Annotated in this window: 22 protein-coding genes and 1 pseudogene; 13 read left to right on the top strand and 10 right to left on the bottom strand. The window is 69.3% G+C overall.

Annotated features, from left to right (window positions below):
- From NZH93_RS45135 to NZH93_RS45125, 3 genes are all read left to right on the top strand, one after another.
- Nucleotides 1–428, top strand: a 428-nt coding sequence (locus NZH93_RS45135; protein WP_259629514.1) for a DUF8820 family protein, incomplete at its 5' end; no start/stop codon positions are given.
- 261 nt (nt 429–689) lie between these two features.
- Nucleotides 690–1,202, top strand: a complete 513-nt coding sequence (locus NZH93_RS45130; protein WP_259629513.1) for a hypothetical protein — start codon at nt 690–692, stop codon at nt 1,200–1,202.
- A gap of 39 nt (nt 1,203–1,241) precedes the next feature.
- Complete coding sequence (locus NZH93_RS45125; RefSeq protein ID WP_259629512.1) at nt 1,242–2,696, top strand: DUF4365 domain-containing protein; 1,455 nt, start codon at nt 1,242–1,244, stop codon at nt 2,694–2,696.
- Between the two features lie 39 nt (nt 2,697–2,735).
- Here the strand turns inward: NZH93_RS45125 and NZH93_RS45120 are convergent, their stop codons facing one another.
- Nucleotides 2,736–3,413: an MBL fold metallo-hydrolase gene (locus tag NZH93_RS45120; RefSeq protein WP_259629511.1), complete on the bottom strand. Its 678-nt coding sequence runs from the start codon at nt 3,411–3,413 to the stop codon at nt 2,736–2,738.
- 118 nt (nt 3,414–3,531) lie between these two features.
- On the opposite strand from NZH93_RS45120, the pseudogene NZH93_RS45115 reads away from it, so the two are divergent.
- Nucleotides 3,532–4,488: pseudogene (locus NZH93_RS45115) on the top strand (acyltransferase family protein); the annotation flags it as partial.
- A 131-nt stretch (nt 4,489–4,619) separates the two neighbouring features.
- Here the strand turns inward: NZH93_RS45115 and NZH93_RS45110 are convergent.
- A complete protein-coding gene (locus tag NZH93_RS45110) occupies nt 4,620–5,408 on the bottom strand; it encodes a maleylpyruvate isomerase family mycothiol-dependent enzyme (protein ID WP_308214307.1) in 789 nt (262 codons plus the stop codon).
- Nucleotides 5,409–5,883: 475 nt separating this feature from the next.
- Between NZH93_RS45110 and uvrA the strand changes: the two genes are divergently transcribed.
- Complete coding sequence (gene uvrA, locus NZH93_RS45105; protein WP_259629509.1) at nt 5,884–8,751, top strand: excinuclease ABC subunit UvrA; 2,868 nt, start codon at nt 5,884–5,886, stop codon at nt 8,749–8,751.
- A 281-nt stretch (nt 8,752–9,032) separates the two neighbouring features.
- On the opposite strand, the gene NZH93_RS45100 is transcribed toward uvrA, so the two are convergent.
- Entirely contained in the window at nt 9,033–9,425 is a 393-nt protein-coding gene (locus tag NZH93_RS45100; protein WP_259629508.1) for a superinfection immunity protein, read from the bottom strand.
- A 140-nt stretch (nt 9,426–9,565) separates the two neighbouring features.
- On the opposite strand from NZH93_RS45100, the gene NZH93_RS45095 reads away from it, so the two are divergent.
- Nucleotides 9,566–10,087: an SRPBCC family protein gene (locus NZH93_RS45095; protein WP_259629507.1), complete on the top strand. Its 522-nt coding sequence runs from the start codon at nt 9,566–9,568 to the stop codon at nt 10,085–10,087.
- Nucleotides 10,088–10,225: 138 nt separating this feature from the next.
- On the top strand, nt 10,226–11,449 hold the full coding sequence (locus tag NZH93_RS45090) for a hypothetical protein (RefSeq protein ID WP_259629506.1): 1,224 nt from the start codon (nt 10,226–10,228) through the stop codon (nt 11,447–11,449).
- Nucleotides 11,450–11,508: 59 nt separating this feature from the next.
- Here NZH93_RS45090 and NZH93_RS45085 read toward each other — a convergent pair whose 3' ends face one another.
- The 5 genes from NZH93_RS45085 to NZH93_RS45065 all read right to left on the bottom strand — a co-directional run bounded on the left by NZH93_RS45085 (nt 11,509) and on the right by NZH93_RS45065 (nt 17,323).
- Entirely contained in the window at nt 11,509–11,814 is a 306-nt protein-coding gene (locus tag NZH93_RS45085) for a hypothetical protein (RefSeq protein WP_259629505.1), read from the bottom strand.
- On the bottom strand, nt 11,811–12,530 hold the full coding sequence (locus NZH93_RS45080) for a RhiA family protein (RefSeq protein WP_259629504.1): 720 nt from the start codon (nt 12,528–12,530) through the stop codon (nt 11,811–11,813). The genes NZH93_RS45085 and NZH93_RS45080 overlap by 4 nt, the downstream gene beginning before the upstream one ends.
- Nucleotides 12,531–13,046: 516 nt before the next feature.
- The gene (locus NZH93_RS45075; RefSeq protein WP_259629503.1) at nt 13,047–14,444 is read right to left on the bottom strand and encodes a GntP family permease; all 1,398 of its coding nucleotides are present in this window, start codon (nt 14,442–14,444) and stop codon (nt 13,047–13,049) included.
- Nucleotides 14,441–16,030 carry an N-acyl-D-amino-acid deacylase family protein gene (locus NZH93_RS45070; RefSeq protein ID WP_259629502.1) on the bottom strand — a complete coding sequence of 530 codons (1,590 nt, stop codon included), beginning with the start codon at nt 16,028–16,030 and terminating at the stop codon, nt 14,441–14,443. Before NZH93_RS45070 ends, NZH93_RS45075 begins: the two co-directional genes overlap by 4 nt.
- A gap of 9 nt (nt 16,031–16,039) precedes the next feature.
- Nucleotides 16,040–17,323 (bottom strand): amino acid deaminase, encoded by a 1,284-nt coding sequence (locus NZH93_RS45065; protein WP_259629501.1) that lies wholly within the window; start codon nt 17,321–17,323, stop codon nt 16,040–16,042.
- Nucleotides 17,324–17,437: 114 nt separating this feature from the next.
- Between NZH93_RS45065 and NZH93_RS45060 the strand changes: the two genes are divergently transcribed.
- From NZH93_RS45060 to NZH93_RS45050, 3 genes are read left to right on the top strand one after another with little or no spacing between them, the layout of a single operon-like run.
- Nucleotides 17,438–18,424 carry a sugar kinase gene (locus tag NZH93_RS45060; protein ID WP_259629500.1) on the top strand — a complete coding sequence of 329 codons (987 nt, stop codon included), beginning with the start codon at nt 17,438–17,440 and terminating at the stop codon, nt 18,422–18,424.
- A complete protein-coding gene (locus NZH93_RS45055; protein ID WP_259629499.1) occupies nt 18,421–19,170 on the top strand; it encodes an IclR family transcriptional regulator in 750 nt (249 codons plus the stop codon). The genes NZH93_RS45060 and NZH93_RS45055 overlap by 4 nt, the downstream gene beginning before the upstream one ends.
- A 13-nt stretch (nt 19,171–19,183) precedes the next feature.
- Nucleotides 19,184–19,567, top strand: a complete 384-nt coding sequence (locus NZH93_RS45050; protein WP_259629498.1) for a RidA family protein — start codon at nt 19,184–19,186, stop codon at nt 19,565–19,567.
- 51 nt (nt 19,568–19,618) lie between these two features.
- Here NZH93_RS45050 and NZH93_RS45045 read toward each other — a convergent pair whose 3' ends face one another.
- Nucleotides 19,619–21,970 (bottom strand): ATP-binding protein, encoded by a 2,352-nt coding sequence (locus NZH93_RS45045; protein WP_259629497.1) that lies wholly within the window; start codon nt 21,968–21,970, stop codon nt 19,619–19,621.
- A 67-nt stretch (nt 21,971–22,037) separates the two neighbouring features.
- Between NZH93_RS45045 and NZH93_RS45040 the strand changes: the two genes are divergently transcribed.
- Nucleotides 22,038–22,634 (top strand): hypothetical protein, encoded by a 597-nt coding sequence (locus tag NZH93_RS45040; protein WP_259629496.1) that lies wholly within the window; start codon nt 22,038–22,040, stop codon nt 22,632–22,634.
- Here the strand turns inward: NZH93_RS45040 and NZH93_RS45035 are convergent.
- A complete protein-coding gene (locus NZH93_RS45035) occupies nt 22,631–22,972 on the bottom strand; it encodes a DUF1844 domain-containing protein (RefSeq protein ID WP_259629495.1) in 342 nt (113 codons plus the stop codon). The two genes, NZH93_RS45040 and NZH93_RS45035, sit on opposite strands and share 4 nt — an antisense overlap.
- A 295-nt stretch (nt 22,973–23,267) precedes the next feature.
- Here NZH93_RS45035 and infC point away from each other — a divergent pair, with 295 nt between their 5' ends.
- Both infC and rpmI read left to right on the top strand, forming a co-directional pair.
- On the top strand, nt 23,268–23,891 hold the full coding sequence (gene infC, locus NZH93_RS45030) for a translation initiation factor IF-3 (RefSeq protein ID WP_259629494.1): 624 nt from the start codon (nt 23,268–23,270) through the stop codon (nt 23,889–23,891).
- A 67-nt stretch (nt 23,892–23,958) separates the two neighbouring features.
- Entirely contained in the window at nt 23,959–24,153 is a 195-nt protein-coding gene (gene rpmI / locus NZH93_RS45025) for a 50S ribosomal protein L35 (RefSeq protein ID WP_259629493.1), read from the top strand.
- Nucleotides 24,154–24,225: the final 72 nt, after the last annotated feature.

Genomic DNA, 24,225 nt, shown 5'->3' with positions numbered 1-24,225 from the left:
TCGAACTCCTCGACCGAACCGGACTTTCCGTACTGGACCACCTGGAGAAGCAGACCGTCGTACCCGTCATCGACGGCTTGCAGGCCCAGGGCGACCTGATCGTCATCCCACTCGACCTGCTGGGCACCGTCCACCTCAGGTGGAGACCCCACTGGGCCGACGTCCCACCGTCAGGCGTGGACCTCATCCGCGCGTCCGCGGGCAACAACCCCCACACCTTGACCGCCGACCCCCGCACGTGTCGATGGACAACCGACTTCCACGACCCGCTCGGCTTGGGGATAGCGGTCTTCCACAACACCGCCCCGGCCTACCTGGTGCACCCCGAACACGGCGGCAGCGGCATCGCACCGGGCACCTGGCTGGTCCGCCGCCAACAGGAACGCGGCACCGGCCCCCGAACGCGGTCGGTCCTGGTGGTCGACTGACGAGATGCACAGTCCACAGTGGATCTTCGGCTGCACTCCTGGCCTGCGGGTCCGAGCGGTGGCCGAATGCCGTGAGAACACTCGATGGGATGAGTAACGCGACCAGGTCGTAACGGACTCCACAACCCTTTCGACGACTGGGGCAACGTCGTCGAAAGGGTTGACATGCGCATGCTGTTCGCACTGCTGGCCTGCGCGCTTGTCGCTGGGTGCGGCGGGGGGAGCGCGCGGTCGGGTGCGGAATCCATCTCAACCAGCGTGGTGGCTACGTCACCGACGACCACGAGTTCGAAACCGGACGTTCCGTTCACCGCGTCCGCGAACGACGTCATCACCCAGTTGAACCTCCAGTTGCCGATCCTCATGACCGGGGAATCGCCGACGAACATCCCCGTGGTGATGCGCGAACCGGGAGTGTTCGGCGGGCCCGTCAAACCGGGCGTCGAGATCTACCTTCGGTCGTCGGGGAACGCCTTCAGCCCGTTGCTCGCGACCGTGGTGCGGGTGACCGGGGTGAACGGCACGGTGCAGGCACCCGCCCGATTGCTGAGCGGCGTTGGTGTCTCGCACTACGCGCTCTCACCGGACGTCATCGACGCTTTCCGGGAGGATGCGTTGCCGCACCTGTCGGCGGTCAGCAGAACTCGCACGACCCTCACGGTCGGCACCTACTACGACCTCACGATCGTCGTGCTGGAAACGTCGAGCATCGCGTTCATCTTCACGCCGGTCGGCGTGAGCCCACCACCCGGTGTGGAAAACCTCGGCGCGTGAAACCGTGTGGTGCTCCCGATCCGTGTCGAGAGCCCACGCGTGACCAACCTGTCGCGGACCACCTGTCCGGTCGCCGCGCACCATGATCCGGAGGGTCCGTTGCCGAAGGTGCCCGATTCTCGCAGGCCCGACCGTGCGGCGGTCAACGCGCTGCGGACGCTGCTGGAGCGGCACAACCACATCGTTCAGGAGGTGGACGGCCAGAACGACTTCGGCGAGGACCTGCACGTCACGTTCACCGCGGACGGTGAGGTCACCGGAGACCTGGTCAAGATCCAGGTCAAGGGCGGCCGTTCGTGGCGAAGGGTCGACGGGTACGCCGTGCCGATCGGTGACCACGGCCGCACCTGGGCCGACGGCAACATCCCGGTGCTCTGCGTTGTGCACGACCCGGACACCGGCGGTCTCCACTGGGCCAATGCCACCAAGCAGTTGTTGTCGGCGCGCCGCGCCGGGGAGGTGCTCAAGACGATCACCGTCAGGCCTGACCAGAAGGTGGACGACGACTCCATCGCGGACTTCGTCGCCGAGGTCAGACACTACCTGAGCCGCTATCGGGGCAACCGGATCATCCAGGCCCAGTTGGGCGAGATGGCGGGCGTCGAGTTCGGTCCATCGGACATCGTGCAACACCACGTGAACGTGTTCGGCGAGGATCTGATCTTCTGGCAGCGCCGGGGTGAGGGATTCGCGACCCTGCTCCACGGCGACCTCGGCTGGTACCCGGAGCACATCGGTCCTGAGCACTTCCACCCCAACGGCCGACCAGGTCTGCCTTCCGGTATGCCAATAGCGGGGGACGCGATACTGAGCATGGCCGAGGCACAGTGGTTGGCGGCTTGCTTCGACGCGGCTCAATGGGCTCGCGAACCCGCCGTCGACGATCCGCCCCTTCACGTCAACATCGACGCACGTGACAACTACGTGGCCAAAAGAGTTGAAGGCCGCCTTCGGATCGACCCCGACGCGTTGACCCGGTCGATCCAGGAACTCCGCACCGAAACCGCGACCGACCGCGATCTGGCCGCCATCGCCACGAAGTTGGAGTCGGATGACGAGGCACATGCCGAAGCGCTCTCGAAACCCTGGCGGGAGATGTCGGACAAGGCGCGTCGGCTCGTCACGTTCTACCTGGTCGAAGAAGTGCGCGTGGGTTCGCCCGTGTTGCCGATCGACGAGCAGTTCCGGATCGTCTGGCGCTGCCCTCGGCCTACCGGGGAATACGGTTTCACCGCACGGGTCGGACAACCGAGTACTCGCAGGTCGTCACGTCGGGAGATCGTATCGGCCGTCAAACTCAGACGGGGCGACAGGATCTACTGGCTGAGTCGGCACGGGAACGAACGCGGCCGGGATGTTTCGGCCGTCTGGGATTCCGAGGACACACCCGGAGCGGTCTGCGTGCTTTTCGATCAGTTGACGCTGGGAGACACCTTCTGGCCGGAGGAGAAGTTCGTCCGGAAGGTGTCCGCCACGCCGCGTGAAACCGCGTAGGGCTCCCGACCCGCGTCGGGAGCCCTGGCGTGGCCAACCTCACCAGCCCCGCGAACGCCACTCCGCCAGGTGCGGACGCTGCTCGCCCAACGTCGAGTCATCCCCGTGGCCGGGGTAGAACCAGGTGTCGTCGGCCAGTGAGCCGAACACCCGCGCCTCCAGGTCGTCCATCAGCGACCCGAACTTCTCCGGGTCCGCCGTCTTCCCCGGACCGCCGGGGAACAGCGAGTCGCCGGTGAACAGGTGGCCGTGGCCCGCGGGGTCCTGGTAGAGCAGTGCGATCGAGCCCGGTGTGTGGCCGCGCAGGTGGATGACGGTCAGGGGGACCTCGCCCACCAGCACGGTGTCGCCGTGGTCCACGAGCTGGTCCGGCGGCACCGGGAGCGGGGCGGCGTCGGCGGCGTGGGCGATGGTGTTCGAGCCGTTGGCGCCCGCGACCGCGCCCAGCGCCTGCCAGTGGTCGGCGTGCTGGTGGGTCGTGACGATGGTCTTGAGCCTCGGCCGCTCCGGCGAGTGGCCGACCAGGTCGGACAGGCGTTCGGGGTCGGCCGCGGCGTCGATGAGCAGCGCCTCGTCGGTCGCCCGGCAGACCAGCAGGTAGGCGTTGTTGTCCATCGGGCCGACGGAGACCTTCGTGATGGTCAGCGCGTCCAGGGTCCGGCGCGCGGCGGGGCCGCCCGGATCGACGTGACCGGTGTAGTCCTCTTGTACGTCCACAGTGGCCGACGGTAGTCGGTCGGACGCGGAACACGTACTCCTTCAGGGTCCCTACAGGTTGGGCCGTTAGGCTCAACGAAGATCGTTTCCGCCCCCTCCGGACAGGTTCTCCCCTCTCGTGTCGAACTCCTCAAGCGCCTCCGCGAGGCAGATCAACTGGGACGTCCTGCGCGTGCTCGCCGTGGCGTCGGTCCTGGTGCAGCACGCCACGCACGCGGGACCGCAGGTGCGGCCCGAGGTCGGTGCCCCGCTGTTCACGTTCCCGCTCGAGATGGGGGCCAGCGGGCTGGTCGTGATGTCGGCGTACTTCGCCTGCGCGACCCTGTCGAAGGGCGCGCCGCTGAAGTTCCTGCGCAACCGGCTGGCGAGGCTGCTGCCCGCCTACGTGGTGGCCGCGGTCGTCACGTTCTCCGTGCTGCGCTGGCTCGCGCCCGTCGGGTGGAGCCAGCTCACGGTCCGCGACCTGGTGCTGAACGTGTTCATGTTGCAGAACTGGGTGGCGGACGTCCAGCTCGTCGACTACTCGTACTGGACCCTGCCCGTGCAGATCACCGGGTTCGTCGCGGCGGCCGTGCTCTGCGCGCGGCTGCGCGGGCCGTGGCTGAGGGCGCTGCTGTGGGCGCTGGTGTTCGGGCCGCTGGTCGTGCGGATCTGGACGAACGACCCCGGCGTCGTGCGCACGCTGTACGACGGCTTCGGCGTGCACCGCGCCCAGCTCTTCGCGATCGGCGTCGGCATCTGGCTGTGGTCGAAGAACCGGCTGCGCAGCGGGCACCTGGGCGCGCTGCTGGTGTCCGCGCTGTCCGCGCAGGCCATCCACAGCTCGGACCTGGAGTCGACGCTCGGCCTCGGCGTGCTGCTGCTCGGGTTCTGCGCCGCGGCGTCCGGTCCGGACTGGAACGTCGGGCCGATCCGCCTGCTCGCGACGCCCATCAAGTGGCTGGCGAGCATCTCCTACGGCGTCTACCTGGCGCACCAGGAGATCGGCTACGTCGTGCTGGCCTACCTCGCGCGCCTCGGCTTCGGGCCGGGGGCGCGGCTCGCGGCCTTCCTCGGCACGGCCGTGCTGCTCGGCTGGCTGCTGACGAAGTTCGTCGAACGCCCGTCCTACACGTGGCTCACCGCCGCGAGCCGGGGGCCGGTGCTGGTCCGCCTGCTGCTCTCGGTCCGGCTGTCGGCGCCCCGGTTCGTCGGCGGTGCTCCCGCTCAGATCCAGTCGGGGAGGTTCGGCACGTCGCCGCTCAGCCGCGAGCCGTCGTGGCGGCCGCTGAGCCAGCCGATCACGTCCGAGGCGCCGCCGCTGACCGTCGGGGAGCTGTCCGTGCCCACGGTGCTGAGCTCCCACACCCGCTGACGGGCGTCCGGCAGCAGGACCTCGATCCGCGCCGCGGGCACGTCCGGTTTGTCCGCGAAGTGCCCGACCAGGCCGTCCACCAGGTCTTCGAGGAACTCCTCCGGGATGTCGTCGAAGTCGTGGCCCACGTTCAGGTCGACCAGGTGGAACAGCAGCTCGCGCAGCCGCAGCCACGGCACCTGGTGGCCGAGGATCGTGCCGCCACTGGGCTGCGAGACCTCCGCCTCCCACGCCGACGCGGGCATCGCCTCGGCCGCCGCGGCGAACCGCAGGCACGCCGAGTCCAGGTCCGCGCGCAGGAGCTGGAGGATGCGCGTCGACCCCTCCTCGATGTCCGCGTCGCGATCGGCGCGGCTGGTGTACGCCTGGTGCTCGACGCCCGTCCTCGCCCACGTCAGCAGGTTGACCAGCGCGTCCGCGTTGCGGGCCACGTGGCTGATGACGTGCGCGCGCGTCCACCCCGGCAGCAGGCTGGGGCCGCGCACGGCGGAGGTGTCCAGTTCCGCGACGGCGGCGTAGAAGGCCTCGGTGGCCCGGTCGACGGCCGCGAGGTGCCCGCTGGCGAGCTGCGCCGCGGCGGACTGCTCCCTCGGCGCGGGCACGACGGACTGCACCTGGGAACCGGTGTTGGCAAAGCTCATGAATGCCTCTCCCCGACGTTGAGGCTCGATTTGTGTGCCGACCAGCCTAGGAGTGTTCGCCGTGGCTCGGAAGAGCGTCGATCACGGGAGTTCCTGACTGGCGGTGATCTCGACTCTACCCATGACCCGCTGGACGTGCGGAGGGCCGCAAGTCCTACCTGAACGGGTGAAATAGGTCTCCCGAAACCGGTGCTCCGCGTGACTGGTGGGGCTCCTGTGGCTGCTGTGGCTGCGGGTGCGGGGTCCGGCGGCCCGCCGTGGAATGCCGAGGAGGGTCCTGCCGTTTTTGTCGGTGCCCGCACCTAGCATGGTTGGCGGCCCACCTCCCGCGGCCAGGCCGCCCCGAACGGGGCCGACCCGCCGCGCGGGCACCAGTGGTGTTTAGTACGCTTTTTCGAACGTGTGTTCGGTACCGCACGAACCCGGCGTCTGCATGGCCGGACTCGCCCAACCCGTAGCCGAAGGGAACCACCCAGTGGCCGACCGCCTTGTCGTTCGCGGCGCTCGCGAGCACAACCTGCGGGGCGTGGACCTCGACCTGCCGAGGGACGCCCTCATCGTGTTCACCGGGCTCTCCGGCTCGGGCAAGTCCAGCCTCGCGTTCGACACGATCTTCGCCGAGGGGCAGCGGAGGTACGTCGAGTCGCTGTCCGCGTACGCGCGCCAGTTCCTCGGGCAGATGGACAAGCCGGACGTCGACTTCATCGAGGGCCTGTCGCCCGCGGTGTCGATCGACCAGAAGTCGACCAGCCGCAACCCGCGCTCGACCGTCGGCACGATCACCGAGGTGTACGACTACCTGCGCCTGCTCTACGCCCGCGCGGGCAAGGCGCACTGCCCGACGTGCGGCGAGCCGATCAGCAAGCAGACGCCGCAGCAGATCGTCGACCAGGTACTGGCGATGCAGCAGGGCGTGAAGTTCCAGGTCCTCGCGCCGGTGATCCGCGGCCGCAAGGGCGAGTACATCGACCTCTTCTCCGCGTTGCAGGCCCAGGGGTACTCGCGCGCGAAGGTCGACGGCACGGTGTACGCGCTGGCCGAGGTGCCGAAGCTCAAGAAGCAGGAGAAGCACGAGATCTCCGTGGTGATCGACCGGCTGTCGGTGAAGGCGAGCTCCAAGCAGCGCCTCACGGACTCGGTCGAGACCGCGCTGCGCCTGGCGGACGGGCTCGTCGTGCTGGAGTTCGTCGACCTGCCCGAGACCGACCCCGAGCGGGAGCGCGGCTTCTCCGAGCACCTGGCCTGCCCGAACGGCCACCCGCTCGCGATCGAGGACCTCGAACCGCGCTCGTTCTCGTTCAACTCGCCGTACGGGGCGTGCCCCGCGTGCACCGGTCTCGGCGTGCGCAAGGAGGTCGACCCCGAGCTGGTCGTGCCGGACGACGAGCTGTCGCTGGGCGGCGGCGCCATCGCGCCGTGGGCCGGTGGCCAGACCGCCGACTACTTCGTCCGGCTGCTGGAGTCGCTCGGCGAGACCATCGGCTACCGGATGGACACGCCGTGGCGCTCGCTGCCCGCGAAGGTGCAGAAGGCCGTGCTGCACGGCGTGAACGAGCAGGTCCACGTCCGGTACAAGAACCGGTACGGCCGCGAGCGCTCGTACTACGCGAACTACGAGGGCGTGATCCCGTTCCTGGAGCGCCGCCAGGAGCAGACCGAGTCCGAGTACATGCGGGAGAAGTACGAGGGCTACATGCGGGAGGTGCCCTGCCCGACGTGTCAGGGCACGCGGCTCAAGCCCGAGATCCTGGCCGTGACGCTGCACCACGGGCGCAAGGGCGACAAGTCCATCGCCGAGGTGTGCGCGATGAGCGTGTCGGAGTGCTCGGAGTTCCTGGACGGGTTGAAGCTGGGCAAGCGCGAGTCGATGATCGCCGGTGCCGTGCTGAAGGAGATCCAGGCGCGGCTGCACTTCCTGCTCGACGTGGGGCTGACGTACCTGTCGCTGGACCGCGCGTCCGGGACGTTGTCCGGTGGTGAGGCGCAGCGGATCCGGCTGGCGACGCAGATCGGGTCCGGGCTGGTCGGCGTGCTGTACGTGCTGGACGAGCCGTCGATCGGGCTGCACCAGCGGGACAACCACCGGCTGATCGACACGCTGATCCGGTTGCGGGACCTCGGGAACACGCTGATCGTGGTGGAGCACGACGAGGACACGATCCGGACGTCCGACTGGGTGGTGGACATCGGGCCCGGTGCCGGTGAGCACGGCGGGCACGTGGTGCACAGCGGGCCGTACAAGGCGCTGTTGAAGAACAAGGAGTCGATGACCGGGGCGTACCTGTCCGGTCGCAAGGCGATTCCGATGCCGTCGTCGCGTCGTCCTGTCGACAAGAAGCGGCAGTTGACGGTCGTGGGGGCTCGGGAGCATAACCTGCGCGGGATCGACGTGTCGTTCCCGTTGGGGTGCCTGGTGTCTGTGACGGGGGTGTCCGGGTCGGGGAAGTCGACTCTGGTCAACGACATCCTGGCGACCGTGCTGGCGAACAAGTTGAACGGTGCTCGGCAGGTTCCCGGTCGGCACACGCGGATCAAGGGGTTGGAAGAGGTCGACAAGCTGGTGCAGGTGGACCAGTCGCCGATCGGTCGTACTCCGCGGTCGAACGCGGCTACGTACACCGGGGTGTTCGACCACATCCGGAAGTTGTTCGCGTCTACCACCGAGGCGAAGGTGCGGGGGTATCTGCCTGGGCGGTTCTCGTTCAACGTCAAGGGTGGGCGTTGTGAGGCCTGTGCTGGTGACGGCACGATCAAGATCGAGATGAACTTCCTGCCGGATGTGTATGTGCCCTGTGAGGTGTGCAAGGGGGCGCGGTACAACCGGGAGACCCTTGAGGTGCACTACAAGGGGAAGACGATCTCGGAAGTGCTGGACATGCCTATCGAGGAGGCTGCTTCGTTCTTCGAGCCGATCAACGCCATCCATCGGCATTTGAGGACGTTGGTGGATGTGGGGCTCGGGTATGTGCGGTTGGGGCAGCCTGCGCCTACGTTGTCCGGTGGGGAGGCTCAGAGGGTGAAGTTGGCTTCTGAGTTGCAGAAGCGGTCGACTGGGCGGACTGTGTACATCCTTGATGAGCCGACGACCGGGTTGCACTTCGAGGATATTCGGAAGTTGCTCGGGGTGATCAACGGGTTGGTGGACAAGGGGAACAGTGTTGTGGTGATCGAGCATAACCTGGATGTGATCAAGACTTCGGATTGGGTTGTGGATATGGGGCCTGAGGGTGGGTCCGGGGGTGGGATGGTGATCGCTGAGGGGACTCCTGAGCAGGTTGCTGGGGAGGAGAAGAGTTATACGGGGCAGTTTTTGAGGAATGTTTTGGAGGGGGTTGGGGTTTGAGGTTCCGGTGGGGGCCGGGTTTTGGTGGTGGGTGGCCGATTTGACTTGGGGCCCCTAGATTTGCCCCTTCGTCGGACAATAAAGGGCAGAGGTGAAGCTGCCGTCCGACGCGAGTTTAAGGGGCAAATCCCCCAAGTAAAATCGGCCACGGTTGCGTAGGCGGCGTGGCGGGTCGTAGGTGGTTGGGCGGGTTTTTGGCGCCGGTTTTGTGGGTGGTTGGGCGGTTGTGGGCGCCGGTTTTGTGGGTGGTCGGGAGGTTTGTGGCCCCGGTTTGCTGGTGGTCAGACTGTGGTCCAGCGGGTGCCGTCCCAGTAGCGGGTGCCGCCTGTGCCGTCTGGGTACCAGCCTGGTGGGGGTGGTAGTGCGCCTGGTTGGTAGGTGGGGGTGATGTTCATGTAGACGCCTCTTACCGGTTCTGCTGTGCAGGCCAGTACTAGTGCTACTAGCCAGCCCACTGCTGTCCAGCCCGCGAAGAAGTTGAGCAGGCCGATGGCTGCTGAGTTGGACTTTCGCCTTGTTGCGGCTACTGCCCACGGGAGCATGTAGCCGAGGGTGAAGGCGGTGGCTATCCAGGCCACGGTGATGTGCGCGTCGGAGACGCGTGGGGTGTAGGTGGTTGTGACCGGGACCAGTGAGGTGTTGTGCCACGGGTCTGTTGGGGTTGGGTAGGTCATGGGTCTCCTTGGTGGTGGGACGCACAACCCGTACGGCCTCTGAGTGCCAGTCGTGGTTATGGGTCTTCTTGTTACGGTGTGGTTTGGGTGTTGTGGTTGTGGACGTGCGCTGAGTAGCTTTTCGGGGCCGAACGGGTGAAGTGGAACTGTCCGTTGAGCGGTTCTTGCTGCTGCTTGGTGATACTCGCCGGGTGTCGTTCAACCACTACCGTTTTCGCAGTGTCTGGTTGGTGGACTGCCTTCCTGGTGACGCCTTTGACGTTCTTGCGGACCTGGGCAGTTATCCGCTCTGGTGGCCTGAGGTGCGGCGGGCTGTTCAGGTTGGTGAGGAGCGGGCCGTGTTGTCCTGCCGGTCGTTCCTGCCCTACGAGTTGGTGTTCGAGGCCAGTCATCACACTCGGGATTCGGAGAAGCTCGTTCTGGTGGCGAACCTGGAAGGTGATCTGAACGGCACGGTCGGGTGGTGGGTTCAGCCGTGTGGTGCTGGGGCGCGGTTGGTCTACGACCAGGAGGTGACCGTGGGGAAGCCGGTGTTGCGGGCGCTTGGGCCGTTGTTGCGGCCTGCGTTGGTGGCGAACCACCAGGTGATGATGCGGCACGGCAGGCGTGGGTTGGGGACGTACCTGGCGGGGTTCGCGAAGGGGGTCGTGGCGCGGGGGTGATCTTGTTGCGTTGCTGGTCGGGGGGTTGCGGAAAAATTTCTGACGAGTTTTGAACCATTCTCCCGCGCTGTCCGTGTTGTGGGCAGTCGGTCGCCGCGGAACAGGGGAGCGAGCGGCCATCCAAGGAGGTTGGGCACCATGTCTGGTACTCGTGCGGCCATTTTCGGGGCGGCGGCTGTTCTCGGGCTCACGTTGTTGAGCGCTTGTGGCCAGGCGGCTACCACCGCGGGGTCTCCGAACGCGGACTCGGGGGCGCAGAAGTTGGCGCAGGGCAAGGTGGTTGCGCTGACGTCCGCGAAGGTCGGTGACCTGGGGCAGGTTCTGACCGGTAGCAACGGGAAGACGTTGTACCGGTTCGACAAGGACAAGACCGATCCACCGACGTCGACCTGCGTCGACGACTGCGAGGCGCAGTGGCCGCCCGCGTTGGCGCCCCAGGGCGATCTTGAGGTGCAGGGTGTCGACAAGGCGCTCGTGTCGACGTTGACCCGCAAGGACGGGACCAAGCAGTTGACCGTGGCCGGGTGGGCGCTCTACGAGTTCGCGAAGGACACCGGGCCCGGTGACACCAAGGGGCAGGGTGTTGGTGGGGTGTGGTTCGCGGCCACGCCGGAGGGCAAGAAGGCCGGGGGTGGGCAAGGTGCGGGTGTCGCGCTCGCGACCGCTGTCGTGCCCGGTCTGGGGACCGTGCTGACCAGTGGTGCCGGTCAGACCGTGTACCGGTTCGACAAGGACACCGCGAGCCCCTCGGTCTCCAACTGCGACGAGGAGTGCGTGAAGAAGTTCCCGCCGGTGCTCACGACGTCCGACGACGTCCAGGTGCAGGGCGTGGACAAGTCGGTGCTCGGCACGGTGGCCCGCAAGGACGGCACCAAGCAGGTCACGGCCAAGGGCTGGCCGCTGTACACCTCGGTCGAGGACAAGGCTCCCGGCGACGCCAAGAGCCAGGGCTTCAAGGACACGTGGTTCGCGGCGTCCCCGGACGGCCAGAAGGCCACCGAGAACAAGGAACTCGCGCTCACCACGGCGTCCGTCGGCACCCTGGGCACCGTGCTGACCGACAAGGGCGGCATGACCCTGTACACGTTCGACAAGGACACCGCGGACGTCTCCAACTGCTCCGGCGAGTGCGCGGTCACCTGGCCGCCCGCCCTCGTGCCCTCGGGCAACTTCGAGGTGCAGGGCGTCGACAAGGTCCTCGTCAGCACGATCACCCGTGAGGACGGCGGCAAGCAGCTCACCATCGCGGGCAAGCCGCTGTACACCTTCGCGCAGGACAAGGTCTGCGGCGAGGCCAAGGGCCAGGGCGTCGGCGGCGTCTGGTTCGCCTCCACCCCGGACGGCAAGAAGGTGACCGGCTAGTCGTACCGGTGGAAGGGGCCCGTCCGGCGACGTCGCCGGACGGGCCCCTTCGTCGTGGGTCAGTTTTCCCGGAAGTCGCTCGTGCCTCCCGCGTGGGTGCACTTCCAGCGCGGGAAGTCGTAGTTGACGCCTTCGTGGGTGGCCGAGATGTTGTAGTAGTCGCCGATCCTCGGCAGGTCACCGGGGCTGAACTGCCCGGCCGAGAAGGTCCCGAACGAGGAGTAGGTGCCGGTGCCGTTGGTCAGCGAACCCTGGCCACCGCCGATCGGGACCACCTTGACCTTGGTGTAGCCGCCCTCCGGGAACTCCAGCGCCCCGCCGTCGTCCTTACTCGGCGCCGCCGAGGTCTCGCCCGAGGCGGTCATCGCGTCGCCCCCGCGAGCACGCGCCGCCGGTCGGTGAGGCTCTGCTTGTGCTCCAGGGCGTTCGCCGCGGGCGTGTCGTTGACGACCCAGGAGTTGTTCTTGGTGAGGGTCGCCGTCATCGAGAACACGCCGTCCGGGAACCGGATGTCGGTCGGGTTGGTCATGGACGCGATGTCGAGCACCTCGCCCTGGGAGTAGGTGCCCGCGGCGAGGTAGTACACCGGGTGGGGCGTGAACGTCAGGTTGAGGTTCGGCTGGGCCTGCACGGCGAACGTGCCCGCCCCGGACATGCCGATGCCGACGCTGGACCGCCTCAACGGGACGTTCGGGTTCTCCGTGACGTACAGCGAGCCCACCTTCGCGCCGGGGAAGGGCGTCGACGTGAACGTGTACGCGTTGGGCGACGGGTGCGAGAAACCGATCTGGTTGCCCGCCTTGGTGTCCGTCGAGGTGCCGACGGTGCTCGGGTCCGCCGGCCAGGTCTGCGAGGCGTCGAAGTAGACGCCGGGGATGAGTTCCCCGGTCTCCGACCAGACGAACGAGTAGTCGACCGTCCAGCGGAAGACCACGGTCGTCGTCTCGTACGCGGGCTTGGCGAACCAGGCCAGCGACACGACGTTCGGGACTCCGAGGTTCGGGTCCTCCTGGTACATGCACATGTCCACGAAGTTCGTGGAGTTGTTCACGACGCGGAGTGTGTACTGGGTTCCAGTCATGAATGCTCCCTGAGTGGAAGAATACTTTCGCCGGGTTTCGGTGGCGGGGAAAAGGACGTGAAGACAATTCCGAACCACCGGGGCCGCACTGTCGAATGCGCGTCTCCGACCTGCTGGAACCGGGCCGCGACTTCGGGGTGCGGTCGGAAGTCTGCCTCAGTGAGCAGCGGTTTCGGTAGGTGTGGCACCCAATCGAGGGGAGGGGCTGTGAGTGATCATCGTCCTGGTCGCACGCCCGATGATGACGACAAAGTGTGATGGGAGCGCCCGGTTCGGGTGAACTCGCGGTCAGTTTTCACACTCTGCGAAGTGGTTTTTCGCACGTCGGCGCACGATCGTGGACGGCCTTCTTCGAGGCCGCAATTGTGCGGAGTATTGCCAAACTTCATTCATTTTTTCGCGAGGTGATCGATGTCGCTATTCGAATACGTCGAGCTGGGCTGAACGGGTGATGGAATACGCCGAAAGGCCCGCCCGGCGATCGTGCCGGGCGGGCCCTGGGGTTCGGGAGAGCGGTCAGAAGACCAGGCTGAGCCCGGCCGCCATGATGAAGCCGACCACCGACAGCACGGTCTCCAGCACGGTCCACGTCTGGAGCGTCTCCTTGACCGACAGGCCGAAGTAGCGCGACACGATCCAGAAACCGCCGTCGTTCACGTGCGACGCGATGATCGAGCCCGCCGCGATCGACATGACCAGCAGCGCCAACTGGGGCTGCGAGTAGTTCAGGTCCGCCACGACCGGCGCGACGATGCCGGTGGTGGTGACGATGGCGACGGTGGCGGAGCCCTGGGCGATGCGCATGCCGCAACTGATGACGTACGCCAGCGCGATCACCGGCAGGCCCGCGTCGGACAACGACGTCGCGAGCACCTTGCCGACGCCGGTCGCCGAGAGCACGGCGCCGAAGAAGCCGCCCGCGCCGACGACGAGCAGGATCATGCCGACCGGGCGCAGCGACTTGCCGGTCAGCTCGGTGAGCTGGTCGCGGGTCATGCCGCGGCGGTAGCCGAGCAGGTACGTGGCGAGCAGCACCGCGATGGTCAGCGCGACCGCGGGCGTGCCGAAGAACGTGAACACGCTGTAGAGCCGGGAACCCTTGGTCAGCAGGATGCTGCCGAACGTGCCCGCGAGGATCAGCACCAGCGGGATCGCGATGATCCCCAGCACCAGCCCGAGCGACGGCGGGTTCTTCACCTCGTTCTCGTCCTGGGCCTCCTGCGCGGCGGCCAGCATCTCCTCGGGCACCGGCACGTTGATCTTCTTGCCGATCCAGGTGGAGTACAGGATGCCGCCGACGAACCACGCGGGGATCGCGCAGGCCAGGCCCATGATGATGATCCAGCCGAGGCCGACCTTCAGCAGACCCGCCGCGGCCACCGGGCCGGGGTGGGGAGGCATGAACGCGTGCATGACCGACAGGCCCGCGAGCAGCGGCATGGCGTACAGCACGATCGACTTGCCGCCCTGCTTCGCCGCCACGTAGACGAGCGGCGCGAGCACGAAGATGCCGATGTCGAAGAACACCGGCACGCCGAAGATGAGTCCGGCCAGGCCCATCGCGAGCGGGGCGCGCTTCTCGCCGAACGCCCTGAGCAGCGACCCGGTCAGCACCTGCGCGCCGCCGGAGGCCTCCAGGATCGCGCCGAGCAGCGTGCCGAGGCCGATGATCGACGCGATGTGCCCGAGGATGCCGCCGAAGCCGCCCTCCAGCAGTGATCCCGACGCCTTCTGGGCCGACCCGACCAGGGTCTCCACCGGGAGGCCCGCGGCGAGCGCGACGAGCAGACCGGCGATCAGCAGGGCGATGAACGGCTCGACCTTGAACCGGATGATCATGATCAGCAGCAGGGCGATGCTGATCGCGGACAGGGTCAGCAGCCCGCCCGTTTCGTGTTGGAGCCAGTTGATCACATCGTTCTCCCGTTGTTGCGCAGGGAATGGCCGGGCAGCGCCCCGGTGTGCGTACCGCCGTCGATCACCGGCACCCCGTTGACGAGCACGTAGGGGATGCCGGTAGCCGCCTGCCGGGGTTCGTCGAAGGTCGCGGTGTCCGCGACCTCGTCGGGGTCGAACAGGACCAGGTCCGCCGCGTAGCCCTCGCGCACGAGGCCGCGGTCGGTGAGGCGCAGCCGCTTGGCGGCCCGCCCGGTGAGGTGGGAGACGCAGTCCTCCAGGCCGAGGACGCCCAGTTCCCGCACGTACCGCGCGAGGTAGCGCGGGAACGTGCCCCACGCGCGCGGGTGCGGCCGGTCGCCGACCAGCAGGCCGTCGCTGCCGCCGGTGTGGGCCGGGTGGCGCATGATCGCCTGCACGTTGCCCTCGTGGCCGACGTGCATGAGGCACGACGTGCCGAGCCGTTCGGCCACCAGGGTGTCGAAGTACAAGTCCGACGCGGCCCGGCCCGCCGTCCTCGCGGACGCGGCGACGCTGTGGCCGACCAGGTGCGCGTTCTCCGCGCGCCGCACGCCGTTGATCTCGATGGACTCCCAGTCGACCGGCACGCCGTGGCAGCCGTCCGAGCCGGTCTCCTCGATCTCCACCCGGATCCGCTCGCGGCTGTCCGCGCCGGACAGCCGGGCCAGGGTCGCCTCCGGGCCGCCCTCGGTGGCCCAGCTCGGCAGCAGCGCGGACAGGTAGGTCGCGCCGGGCAGGTACGGGTACGTGTCGAGCGAGATGTCCGCGCCCGCCGCGATGGCATCGTCCAGCAAGGTCAGCAGCTCGCCCGCGCGGCCCTCGTTGACCGGGAAGTTCATCGTGGCGTGCGCGAGGTGCAGCGGGCAGCCGGAGTCCAGCGACACCTGGACCATCTCCGCGTACGCCTCCAGCGCGCCGGCGCCGTAGCTGCGGTGGTGCGGGCTGTAGAAGCCGCCGAGCGAGCCCGTGACCTGGCAGAGCTGGACGAGTTCCGACGTGCTCGCGTACATGCCGGGCGTGTAGGTGAGGCCGGACGAGAGTCCCATCGCGCCCTCCCGCAGGGAGTCCGCGACGACGGTCCGCATCCGGTCGATCTCGGCCTGGGTCGCGGGCCGGTCCTCCCAGCCGACGCAGAGCATCCGCACGGTGCCCTGCGGCACCAGGTACGCGGCGTTCACGGCGATGCCCCGGTCGAGCCGGTCCAGGTACTCGCCGACCGACCGCCAGTTCCAGTCGAAGCCCGGCGGGTCGTCGTTCCAGCCCGCGAGCTGGCCGCGCAGCGTCTCCAGCACGGCGTCGTCCACGGGCGCGTACGACAGCCCGTCCTGGCCGAGCACCTCGCTGGTCACGCCCTGCGACACCTTGGCGAGGTGGTCCGGCTTCGCCAGCACCTGGAGGTCGGAGTGCGAGTGCATGTCGATGAAACCGGGGGCCAGCACCAGCCCGTCGGCGTCGACGGTCCGGCCGCCGGACAGCCGGTCGCCGATGCCCGCGATCCGGCCGTCGCGCACGCCCACGTCCGCCCGGTACTCCGGCGCGCCGGTGCCGTCCACGACCCGCGCGCCCTTGAAGACGATGTCCACGCCTGCTCCCTAGAAGTAGGTCCGGACGAAGTCGACGACGGTCGTGCCGTCGACCACGGGGAGGAGCCGCCACTTGTCGAACACGGTGCACGGGTGGGACAGGCCGAGCCCGATCCAGTCCCCGACCTCCACCGCTTCCTCCCCGATCGCCAGGAACGCGTGCTGGTCGTTCAGGGCCGTCACGGTCGCACCCCTCAGCGGCCGTTCCACCCCTCCGGACCGCACGACCTGGGGTTCCGGCAGGCCCTCGTCGAACGACGCGTCGCGCTTGCCGAGCGTCAGCAGCGCCAGGTCGGCCTGCGGCTTCGACGTGACCTGCGCCCACGCCCGCAGCGCGGACCGGAACGGCTGCTCGCCCCCGGTCCGGCCGAGCGGGGAGATGCCGCGGTAGAAGCCGTCGTCGTGCGTCACGTACGCGCCGCTGCGCACCACGGGCAGCACCGGCAGCCCGTCCGGCCACGGCTTGGTCAGCGCCGCGGCGACCTGGTCGAAGTACGCGCTGCCGCCGACGGTCACGATGACCTGCTCGACCCCGTCGAACCGGCCCTCGTCGTCCAGTCGCAGCACCAGGTCGCGCACCGCGTCAAGATAGGCGTCCACAGTGGACTTCGCCTGCTCGGACGCGTCGTGCGCCAGCGCGCCCTCGTAGCCGCCGACGCCGACGAGCCGCAGCGCCGGGCTGTCCGCAACCGCTTGCGCCACCGCCACGGCGGTGTCCGCGTCCCGCGCGCCGGTCCGGCCGCCCGCCGCGCCCAGCTCCACGAGCACGTCGACCGGTCGGCTGGTGGACCCCAGCGCCGCGGTCATCGCCTCGACCCCCGCCACCGAGTCCACCCAGCAGGTGAACTCGAACGCCGGGTCGGCCTCCAGCTCGTCGGCCAGCCACCGCAGCGCGGCGGGGTCGACGAGCTGGTTGGCCAGCAGCACCCGGCTCACGCCGAACGCCCGGTACACCCTGAGCTGGCTGGCGTTGGCCGCCGTGATCGCCCACGAGCCGAGGTCGAGCTGGCGGGCGAAGAGCTGCGGCGACATCGTGGTCTTGCCGTGCGGCGCCAGCACGACGCCGTGCTTCTCGCACCAGGCCGCCATCGTCGTGAGGTTGTGCTCCAGCGCGGCCGCGTCGAGCACCACGAGCGGGCCGACGAAGCCGTCGGCGAACAGGTCGAGGCGCCGGTCGGCGACCTCGCCGACGGTGGCGCCGAACGTCGAGCTCGGCAAACCCTTGAACTGCCAGTCGATGCGTTCCGCGCGCAGCGCGGCTACCGCGGTCCGGTCGATGTCGGCGGAGTGCACGTGTCTCGCTCCTCACGTTGCATATTTTGCAACGGCTATTGCGCGATGTGATGCTGAAGTGTGTAACATTCGCCTGAGCCGCCGTCAACGAGCAAGTCCGGAGGAAAGAAGCGGATGAGGTTCGAACAAGCGGGCGGTGTGGTCTGCCTCGGCGAGACGATGGTCGTGCTGGTACCCGCCGAACCAGGCCCCGCGCACGCGGTCCGGCAGTGGACCAGGGCGATCGGGGGCGCGGAGTCCAATGTGGCCTGCCATCTCGCCCGACTGGGTGTCACCAGTTCGTGGGTGAGCGCGGTGGGCGCGGACGCGTTCGGTCAGGCCGTCCTGGACGGGGTCGGCGGCGCGGGCGTGGACGTGAGCGCGGTGCACGTCGACCCGGAGCGGCCGACGGGCCTGTACGTGAAGGAGGCCGACGCCTCGGGGAGCCCCGTCCGCTACTACCGGCGGGGTTCCGCCGCCTCGGCCATGGGACCGGGGGTGCTGGGGGCCCTCGACCTGGCCGACGTGCGGTTGGTGCACGTCAGCGGCATCACCGCGGCCCTGTCCGACACCTGCCTCGCGCTGCTGCGGGACGTCCTGACCGCGCCCCGGACCGGGCACCTGGTGTCGTTCGACCTCAACTGGCGGCCCGCGCTGTGGCGCGACCGCGACCCGGCCGTGCTGCGCGACCTGGCGAACGCCGCCGACGTGGTGCTGGCGGGCGCCGACGAGGCCGAGGCCGTGTGGGGGACCGGCGACCCGCACGAGCTGCGCGCCCTGCTCCCCGGCCCGGCGAGCATCGTCGTGAAGCAGGGCGAGAAGGGCGCCACGCTCGTCGAGGGCGACGTCCACACCTACCAGCGGGCGCTGCGCGTGGACGTGGTCGAACCGGTCGGCGCCGGCGACGCGTTCGCGGCGGGTTATCTTGCCGCCCACCTGGCCGGGAACCCTCCCGCCAGGCGACTGCGCGCGGGGCACCTGCAAGCGGCCGCGGCGCTGCTGACCCACGAGGACGTCGGACAGCCGCTGCCCGCGTCGGTCACCGGACCGCTGCTCGACGCCGACGAGCCCACCTGGGCGGCGGCGACCCTGAGGGCGGGCGACCTACGGGAGACACCATGAGCCAGAGCCTGGACCGCGCGTTGACCCTCGTCGGCGAACTGGCGACCGGCCCCAAGACGCTGGAGGAGCTGTCCGGTGTCATCGACGTGCACAAGTCGACCGCGCTGAGACTGCTGAGAACCCTGGAGTCGCACCGGTTCGTGCAGCGCGAGGGCGTGCACCACTACCGGCTCGGCACCGCGCTGTTCGACCTCGCCAACCGAGCGCTGGAGGAGCGGGACGTCCGCCGCAGCGCCGAGGCCGCGCTGCGCGAGCTGAACGCGCTCACCGGCTACACCGTCCACCTCGCCAGCTACGAGGGCGGCGAGGTGATCTACATCGACAAGTACGACAGCACGCACCCGATGCGGATGTACTCCCGCGTCGGCCGCCGCGCCCCGCTGCACTGCACCGCCGTGGCGAAGGTCCTGCTGTCGGACCTGCCCGAGGCCAAGCGGCGCGAGGTCGCGGAGTCCATGGAGTACCCGAGGCTGACCGCGAACACCATCACCGACGCGACCGCCTACCTGGCCGAGCTGGAACGGGTGCGCGAACGCGGGTACGCGATGGACAACTCCGAGCACGAGGACTTCATCCACTGCATCGGCGCGCCGATCCGCGGCTCCCGCGGCGAGGTCGTCGCGGCCGTCTCGATGTCCGTCCCCAAGGTGATGCTCGACTTCGAGGGCCTGCTGGCCCTCGTGCCCAACCTGCTCGCCACGGCGCGAGCGGCGTCCACCGAGTGCGGCTACTCGCCGCGCGACTAGAGAGGTTCCTGCCTTGCCGAAGATCGAGATCCACACCGAGTCCGCGCCCAAGCCCATCGCGAAGTTCTCGCAGGGCGTCCGCAAGGGCAACATCCTCCAGGTCGCGGGTCAGGTCGCGTTCGACGCCGAGACCGGTGCGATCGTCGGCGACACGGTGAAGGAGCAGACCGCGCAGACCCTGCGCAACGTCGCCTCGGTGCTGGAGGCCGCGGGCGCGAGCTTCGACGACGTCGTGATGCTGCGCGTGTACCTCACGGACACCGCCCACTTCGGCGAGATGAACGACGCCTACGGCGAGTTCATGACCGAGCCGTACTCCGCCCGCACGACCGTCTACGTAGGACTCCCGGCAGGCCTGCTGGTGGAGATCGACGCGCTGGCCGTGCTCGGCGACTGAGCCCTCGGGCGGCCGGCGCCCCCTCGCCGGGGCACCGGCCGCCCGGCCGCGTCACGCGTGCCCGTCGGTCCGCACCTCGGCCGGTGCGTCCAGCGCCCGGCGCAGGTCCTCGCTCATCGCGCGGGTCGCCGCGGTCCCCGAGCGCGTGCAGATGTCCAACGCCCGCAACCGGTACGACCTCGCCTGGTCGGTTTCGCCCAGGCCGTCGTGCACGGTCGCGAGCAGGCCGAGCATCTCCACCAGCGCCGTCGTGCGCATCGGGTTGACCACCTCGACGGCCTCCCGCAGCCGCGCCACCGCGCCCGCGCCGTCACCCTGCCCGTGCAGCACCGCGCCGAGCCGGAACAGCGCGTCCGACTCGGAGTTGCGCGCCTGCGTCGACCGCGCCAGCTCCAGCGCCTCCTCGCACGCCTCGCGCGCGGAGTCCCAGTCCCGCAACGCGATCAGGTTCGCGGCCAGCCTCAGCAGGTTGACCGCCAGCGTCTCCCGGTCGTGCGGCCTGTCCTCGACGCGCGCCCGGTGGAAGGCGACGCACTTGCGGTGCACCTCGGCCGATTCGGCGTACCGGCCGAACAGGTGCAGCAGTATCCCCAGGTTCGACAGGGCGAACTGCACCGACAGCTCGTCACCCGCCGCTTCGAACCCCTCGACCGCTCGCACGGCGAACGCGCTCGCCTCGTCCAGCCGACCCTGGCGCCGCTCGATCGCGGACCGGTAGTAGAGCGCCCACGCCTGCTCCGCCAGGTCGCCGCAGTCGACCGCCGCCGCCCACGCCTGCTCGTGCACCACCAGCGCCGCGTCCTGCTGGTCCAGGAGCACGCACAGCGTCCAGCAGACGAAGTTGAGCTGCACGGCCTCGTCGCGCCTGCTGCCGAGCGCGCGGGCCGCGTCGACGCCGTAGCGGAACACCTCGTGCCACAGCAGCCCGTCACCGCGCTGGTCGGAGTACCAGTGCATCGCCGTCGCCACGTCCAGCACGGTCCGGTGCCGCCGCGCGGCGTGCGCCAACCGCAGCGCGCCGATCCAGTGGCCGGTCTCGCGCTGCAACCATGTCGCCGCGTGGTCGCGGTCCCCGTCGGCCCCGTTCGGCCCGAACACCCGCGCCGACGACCGCGCCTCGCGCAGCAGCCAGTCGATCGTCCGCCACCGCGCCTCGTCGAGGACCGCGGGCGACTCGTCCGCGGCCAGTCGTTCCCGCGCGAACACCCGCAGCAGGTCGTGGCACACGTACCGGCCCGCCGTCGCGGACACCTCCACGAGGCTCGCGTCGACCAGTTCCTCCAACGTCTCCTCGGCCGCGTCCTCCGCGATCCCCGCCGCCACCGCGACCAGCGAGGGCGTCACGTCGCCGCCCGGCGCCAGCGACATCCGCCGGAACACCAGCGCGGCCCGCTCGTTCAGGTGCTGGTAGGACATCAGGAAAGCGGCCCGCACCCGCAGGTCGCCGGACGTGAGCGCGCTGAGCCTGCGGCCCTCGTCGCCCAGTTGCTCGGCCAGGTGCGCGACCGTCCAGCGCGGCCTGCTCGCCAACCGGTTGCCCGCGATCCGCAACGCCAGCGGCAGGCGCCCGCACAGCTCGGCGACCCGTTCGGCGTCGGCCTGCTCGGCGTAGATCCGCTCCACACCGGCGATGGCGCCCAGCAGCCACACGGATTCCGCGCCGGACAACACGTCCAGCGCCAGCCGCGCGCCCACCTCCAGCCCTCCCAGCGTTTGCCGGGACGTCACCAGCACCAGCGACGACGACCCGGTCGCCAGCAGCGGCCGCACCTGCGCCTCGTCGGCCGCGTTGTCCAGCACCAGCGCGGTGGACCGCCCCCGCAGCTCCGCCCGGTACAGCGAGGCCCGTTCCTCCTCGACGGCCGGGATCCGCTCCTCCGGGATGCCCAGCGTCCGCAGCACCTTGTGCATGACCTCGCCCGGCGGCACCGGCCGCGCGTCCATCCCGCGCAGGTTCACGAACAGGCAGCCGTCCGGGAACCGCTCCGCGAGCCGGTACGCGGCGTGCACCACCAACGTCGTCTTGCCCGCGCCCGGCGGCCCGTGCACCACGACGACCTCCGTCGCCCGGCCACCGCCCGCCACCTGCTCCAACCGCCGCAGCTCCGCCGCCCGCCCGGTCAGGTCCGGCACGTCCGGCGGCAGCGCCCACGGCGCCGCGGGGGCCTGGTGCCGCATCCGGCCCGCCTTGGCGGTGTCGACCAGTTCGCGCAGCTCAGCGCCGTCGAGACCCAGCACCCGCGCGAGCGCCTCGACCGTCCGCCGCTGCGGCCCCTTGGCCCGGCCGCGCTCCATGTCGCTGATCGCGCGCACGCTCACACCGGAACCGGCGGCCAACTCCTCCTGCGTCAGAGCGGAACGGACGCGGTGGGTGCGGAGCAGGTCGCCGAACGTGGTGGACACCGACCGCACCTTAGCGGGCGGCCACCCGCCACTATCCGTCGAACCTGGATGCTGATAGACGTTGCGCATGAAGTGGTACGCGGATGGTGCCGCGCGGTTCACCCGTCAGGTCATCGCCGACGTGCTCGCACTCGGCTGGGTGGCGTTCTGGGTCTGGTTCGCGCTGGGCGCCCGCGACGGCGTCCTCACCGCGAGGGCCCCCGGCGACGGCCTGGTCAACGCGGGCAACCGCGTGCACGACGCCTTCTCCGACGCCGCGGGCAGCGCGGGCCGGGTGCCGGTGGTGGGCGACGACCTGGCCGGCGCGCTGGGCAAGGGCACGGACGCGGGCACGACCCTCTCCGACGTGGGCAGGGCGCAGATCGAGGCCGTGGAGACGGTCGCCCACTGGCTGGCGGTGGCCCTGATCGCCGTCCCGCTGGTGTTCCTGCTGATCACCTGGCTGCCGCTGCGCCTCCGCTTCGCCCGCAGGGCGTTCGCCGCCAGGCGGCTGCGCGACACGGGCCGCACCGACCTGCTGGCGCTGCACGCGCTGAACACCATGTCGTTGGCGCAGCTCGCCAGGTTCGACGACGACCCGGTCGACGGCTGGCGCCGCGGCGACCCCGAGGTGATCGCGGTGCTGGCGTCCCGCCGCCTGGCCAGGTTGGGGATCCGGGGCTAGTAGACCGGCCCGGTGTACTTCTCGCCCGGACCGGCGCCGGGCGCGTCCGGCACCACGGACGCCTCGCGGAACGCCCGCTGCACGGACTGCAACCCGTCCCGCAGCGGCCCGGCGTGCGGGCCGAGGTACTCGACGGACGAGGTGATCAGCCCGGCCAGCGCGGTGATCAGCCGTCGGGCCTCATCCAGGTCCCGGCGCGGGCTGGTCTCGGGGTCCTCGTCGGCGAGGCCGAGGCGTTCGGCGGCGGCGGACAGCAGCATGACGGCCGCCCTGCTGATCACCTCGATGCTGGGCACGTCGGACAGTTCGCGGACGTCGACTTCGGGCTGCTCGGTCACCCGGACATTGTCGCAAGACGGCGGAACGGGTCGCCGATTCGGGGGTTGACAACTCCGTCTGCTACTCTTTACGGCGCGACCAGCCCTCGTTCGTGCGAGGGCGGCAAGTGGAGCCCCGCTCCCACCCGTGCAGCCGTTCAGGCAGCCGGGTTCCGGTCCCCGCGGAAGGCCACCGTGCCGTTCCGCCCGACGCGTTCGCGCGTCGGTGAAGGGTGATCGGTCGGAGGCGGGCCCCGCACCAGCAATGGTGTCGGGGCTCTTGTTTTTGGCGCACAACGAGTCTCAAAGGACGTGAATGACAAGTCCCTCGAACCGAGGTGCTCCCGCCAGCACCGAGCCGCGCATCAACGACCGCATTCGGGTGCCGGAGGTCCGTCTCGTTGGACCGAACGGCGAGCAGGTCGGGATCGTTCGCATCGAGGACGCGCTCCGACTCGCCCAGGAAGCGGATCTGGACCTCGTGGAGGTCGCCGCGCAGGCTCGGCCGCCGGTCTGCAAGCTCATGGACTACGGCAAGTTCAAGTACGAGAGCGCGCAGAAGGCCCGCGAGTCACGCCGCAACCAGCAGCTGACGGTCATCAAGGAGCAGAAGCTCCGGCCGAAGATCGACCCGCACGACTACCAGACGAAGAAGGGCCACGTGGCCCGGTTCCTGTCCGGTGGTAACAAGGTCAAGGTGACGATCATGTTCCGCGGTCGCGAGCAGTCGCGCCCGGAGCTGGGTTACCGGCTGCTCCAGAAGCTGGCGGAGGACGTCGCCGAGCTGGGCTTCGTCGAGTCCAACCCGAAGCAGGACGGCCGCAACATGATCATGGTGTTGGCGCCGCACAAGACCACGAAGACCCGTCCCCTGAAGCCGGACTACGGCGACGGTGTGGACGCCGCGACCGAGCAGGACGCGGGTACAGCGCAGGAGTGATCTTGCGGCTTCGGCCGCAAGGCGCATTGCCGCCCCATCCCGGTGGCAGCACGAGACGAGGACGGAAATGCCGAAGAACAAGACGCACAAAGGGACCTCCAAGCGGATCAGGGTCACCGGTAGCGGCAAGCTGCTTCGCGAGAAGGCGGGCAAGCGCCACCTGCTCGAGAAGAAGTCGAGCAAGCTGACCCGGCGGCTCAGCGGCACGGTCGAGGTCGCGAAGAACGACGTGCCTCGCCTGAAGAAGCTGCTCGGCATCTGAGCCTGCCCCACCCCCTTGGACACCGGGGCCCCGGCGCCACCCGCCGGGCCCCACGAGATCGACAGGATGAAC

Source organism: Umezawaea endophytica (assembly GCF_025061645.1).
Taxonomy (GTDB): domain Bacteria; phylum Actinomycetota; class Actinomycetes; order Mycobacteriales; family Pseudonocardiaceae; genus Umezawaea; species Umezawaea endophytica.
This window is presented reverse-complemented; position numbering and strand designations above follow the sequence as displayed.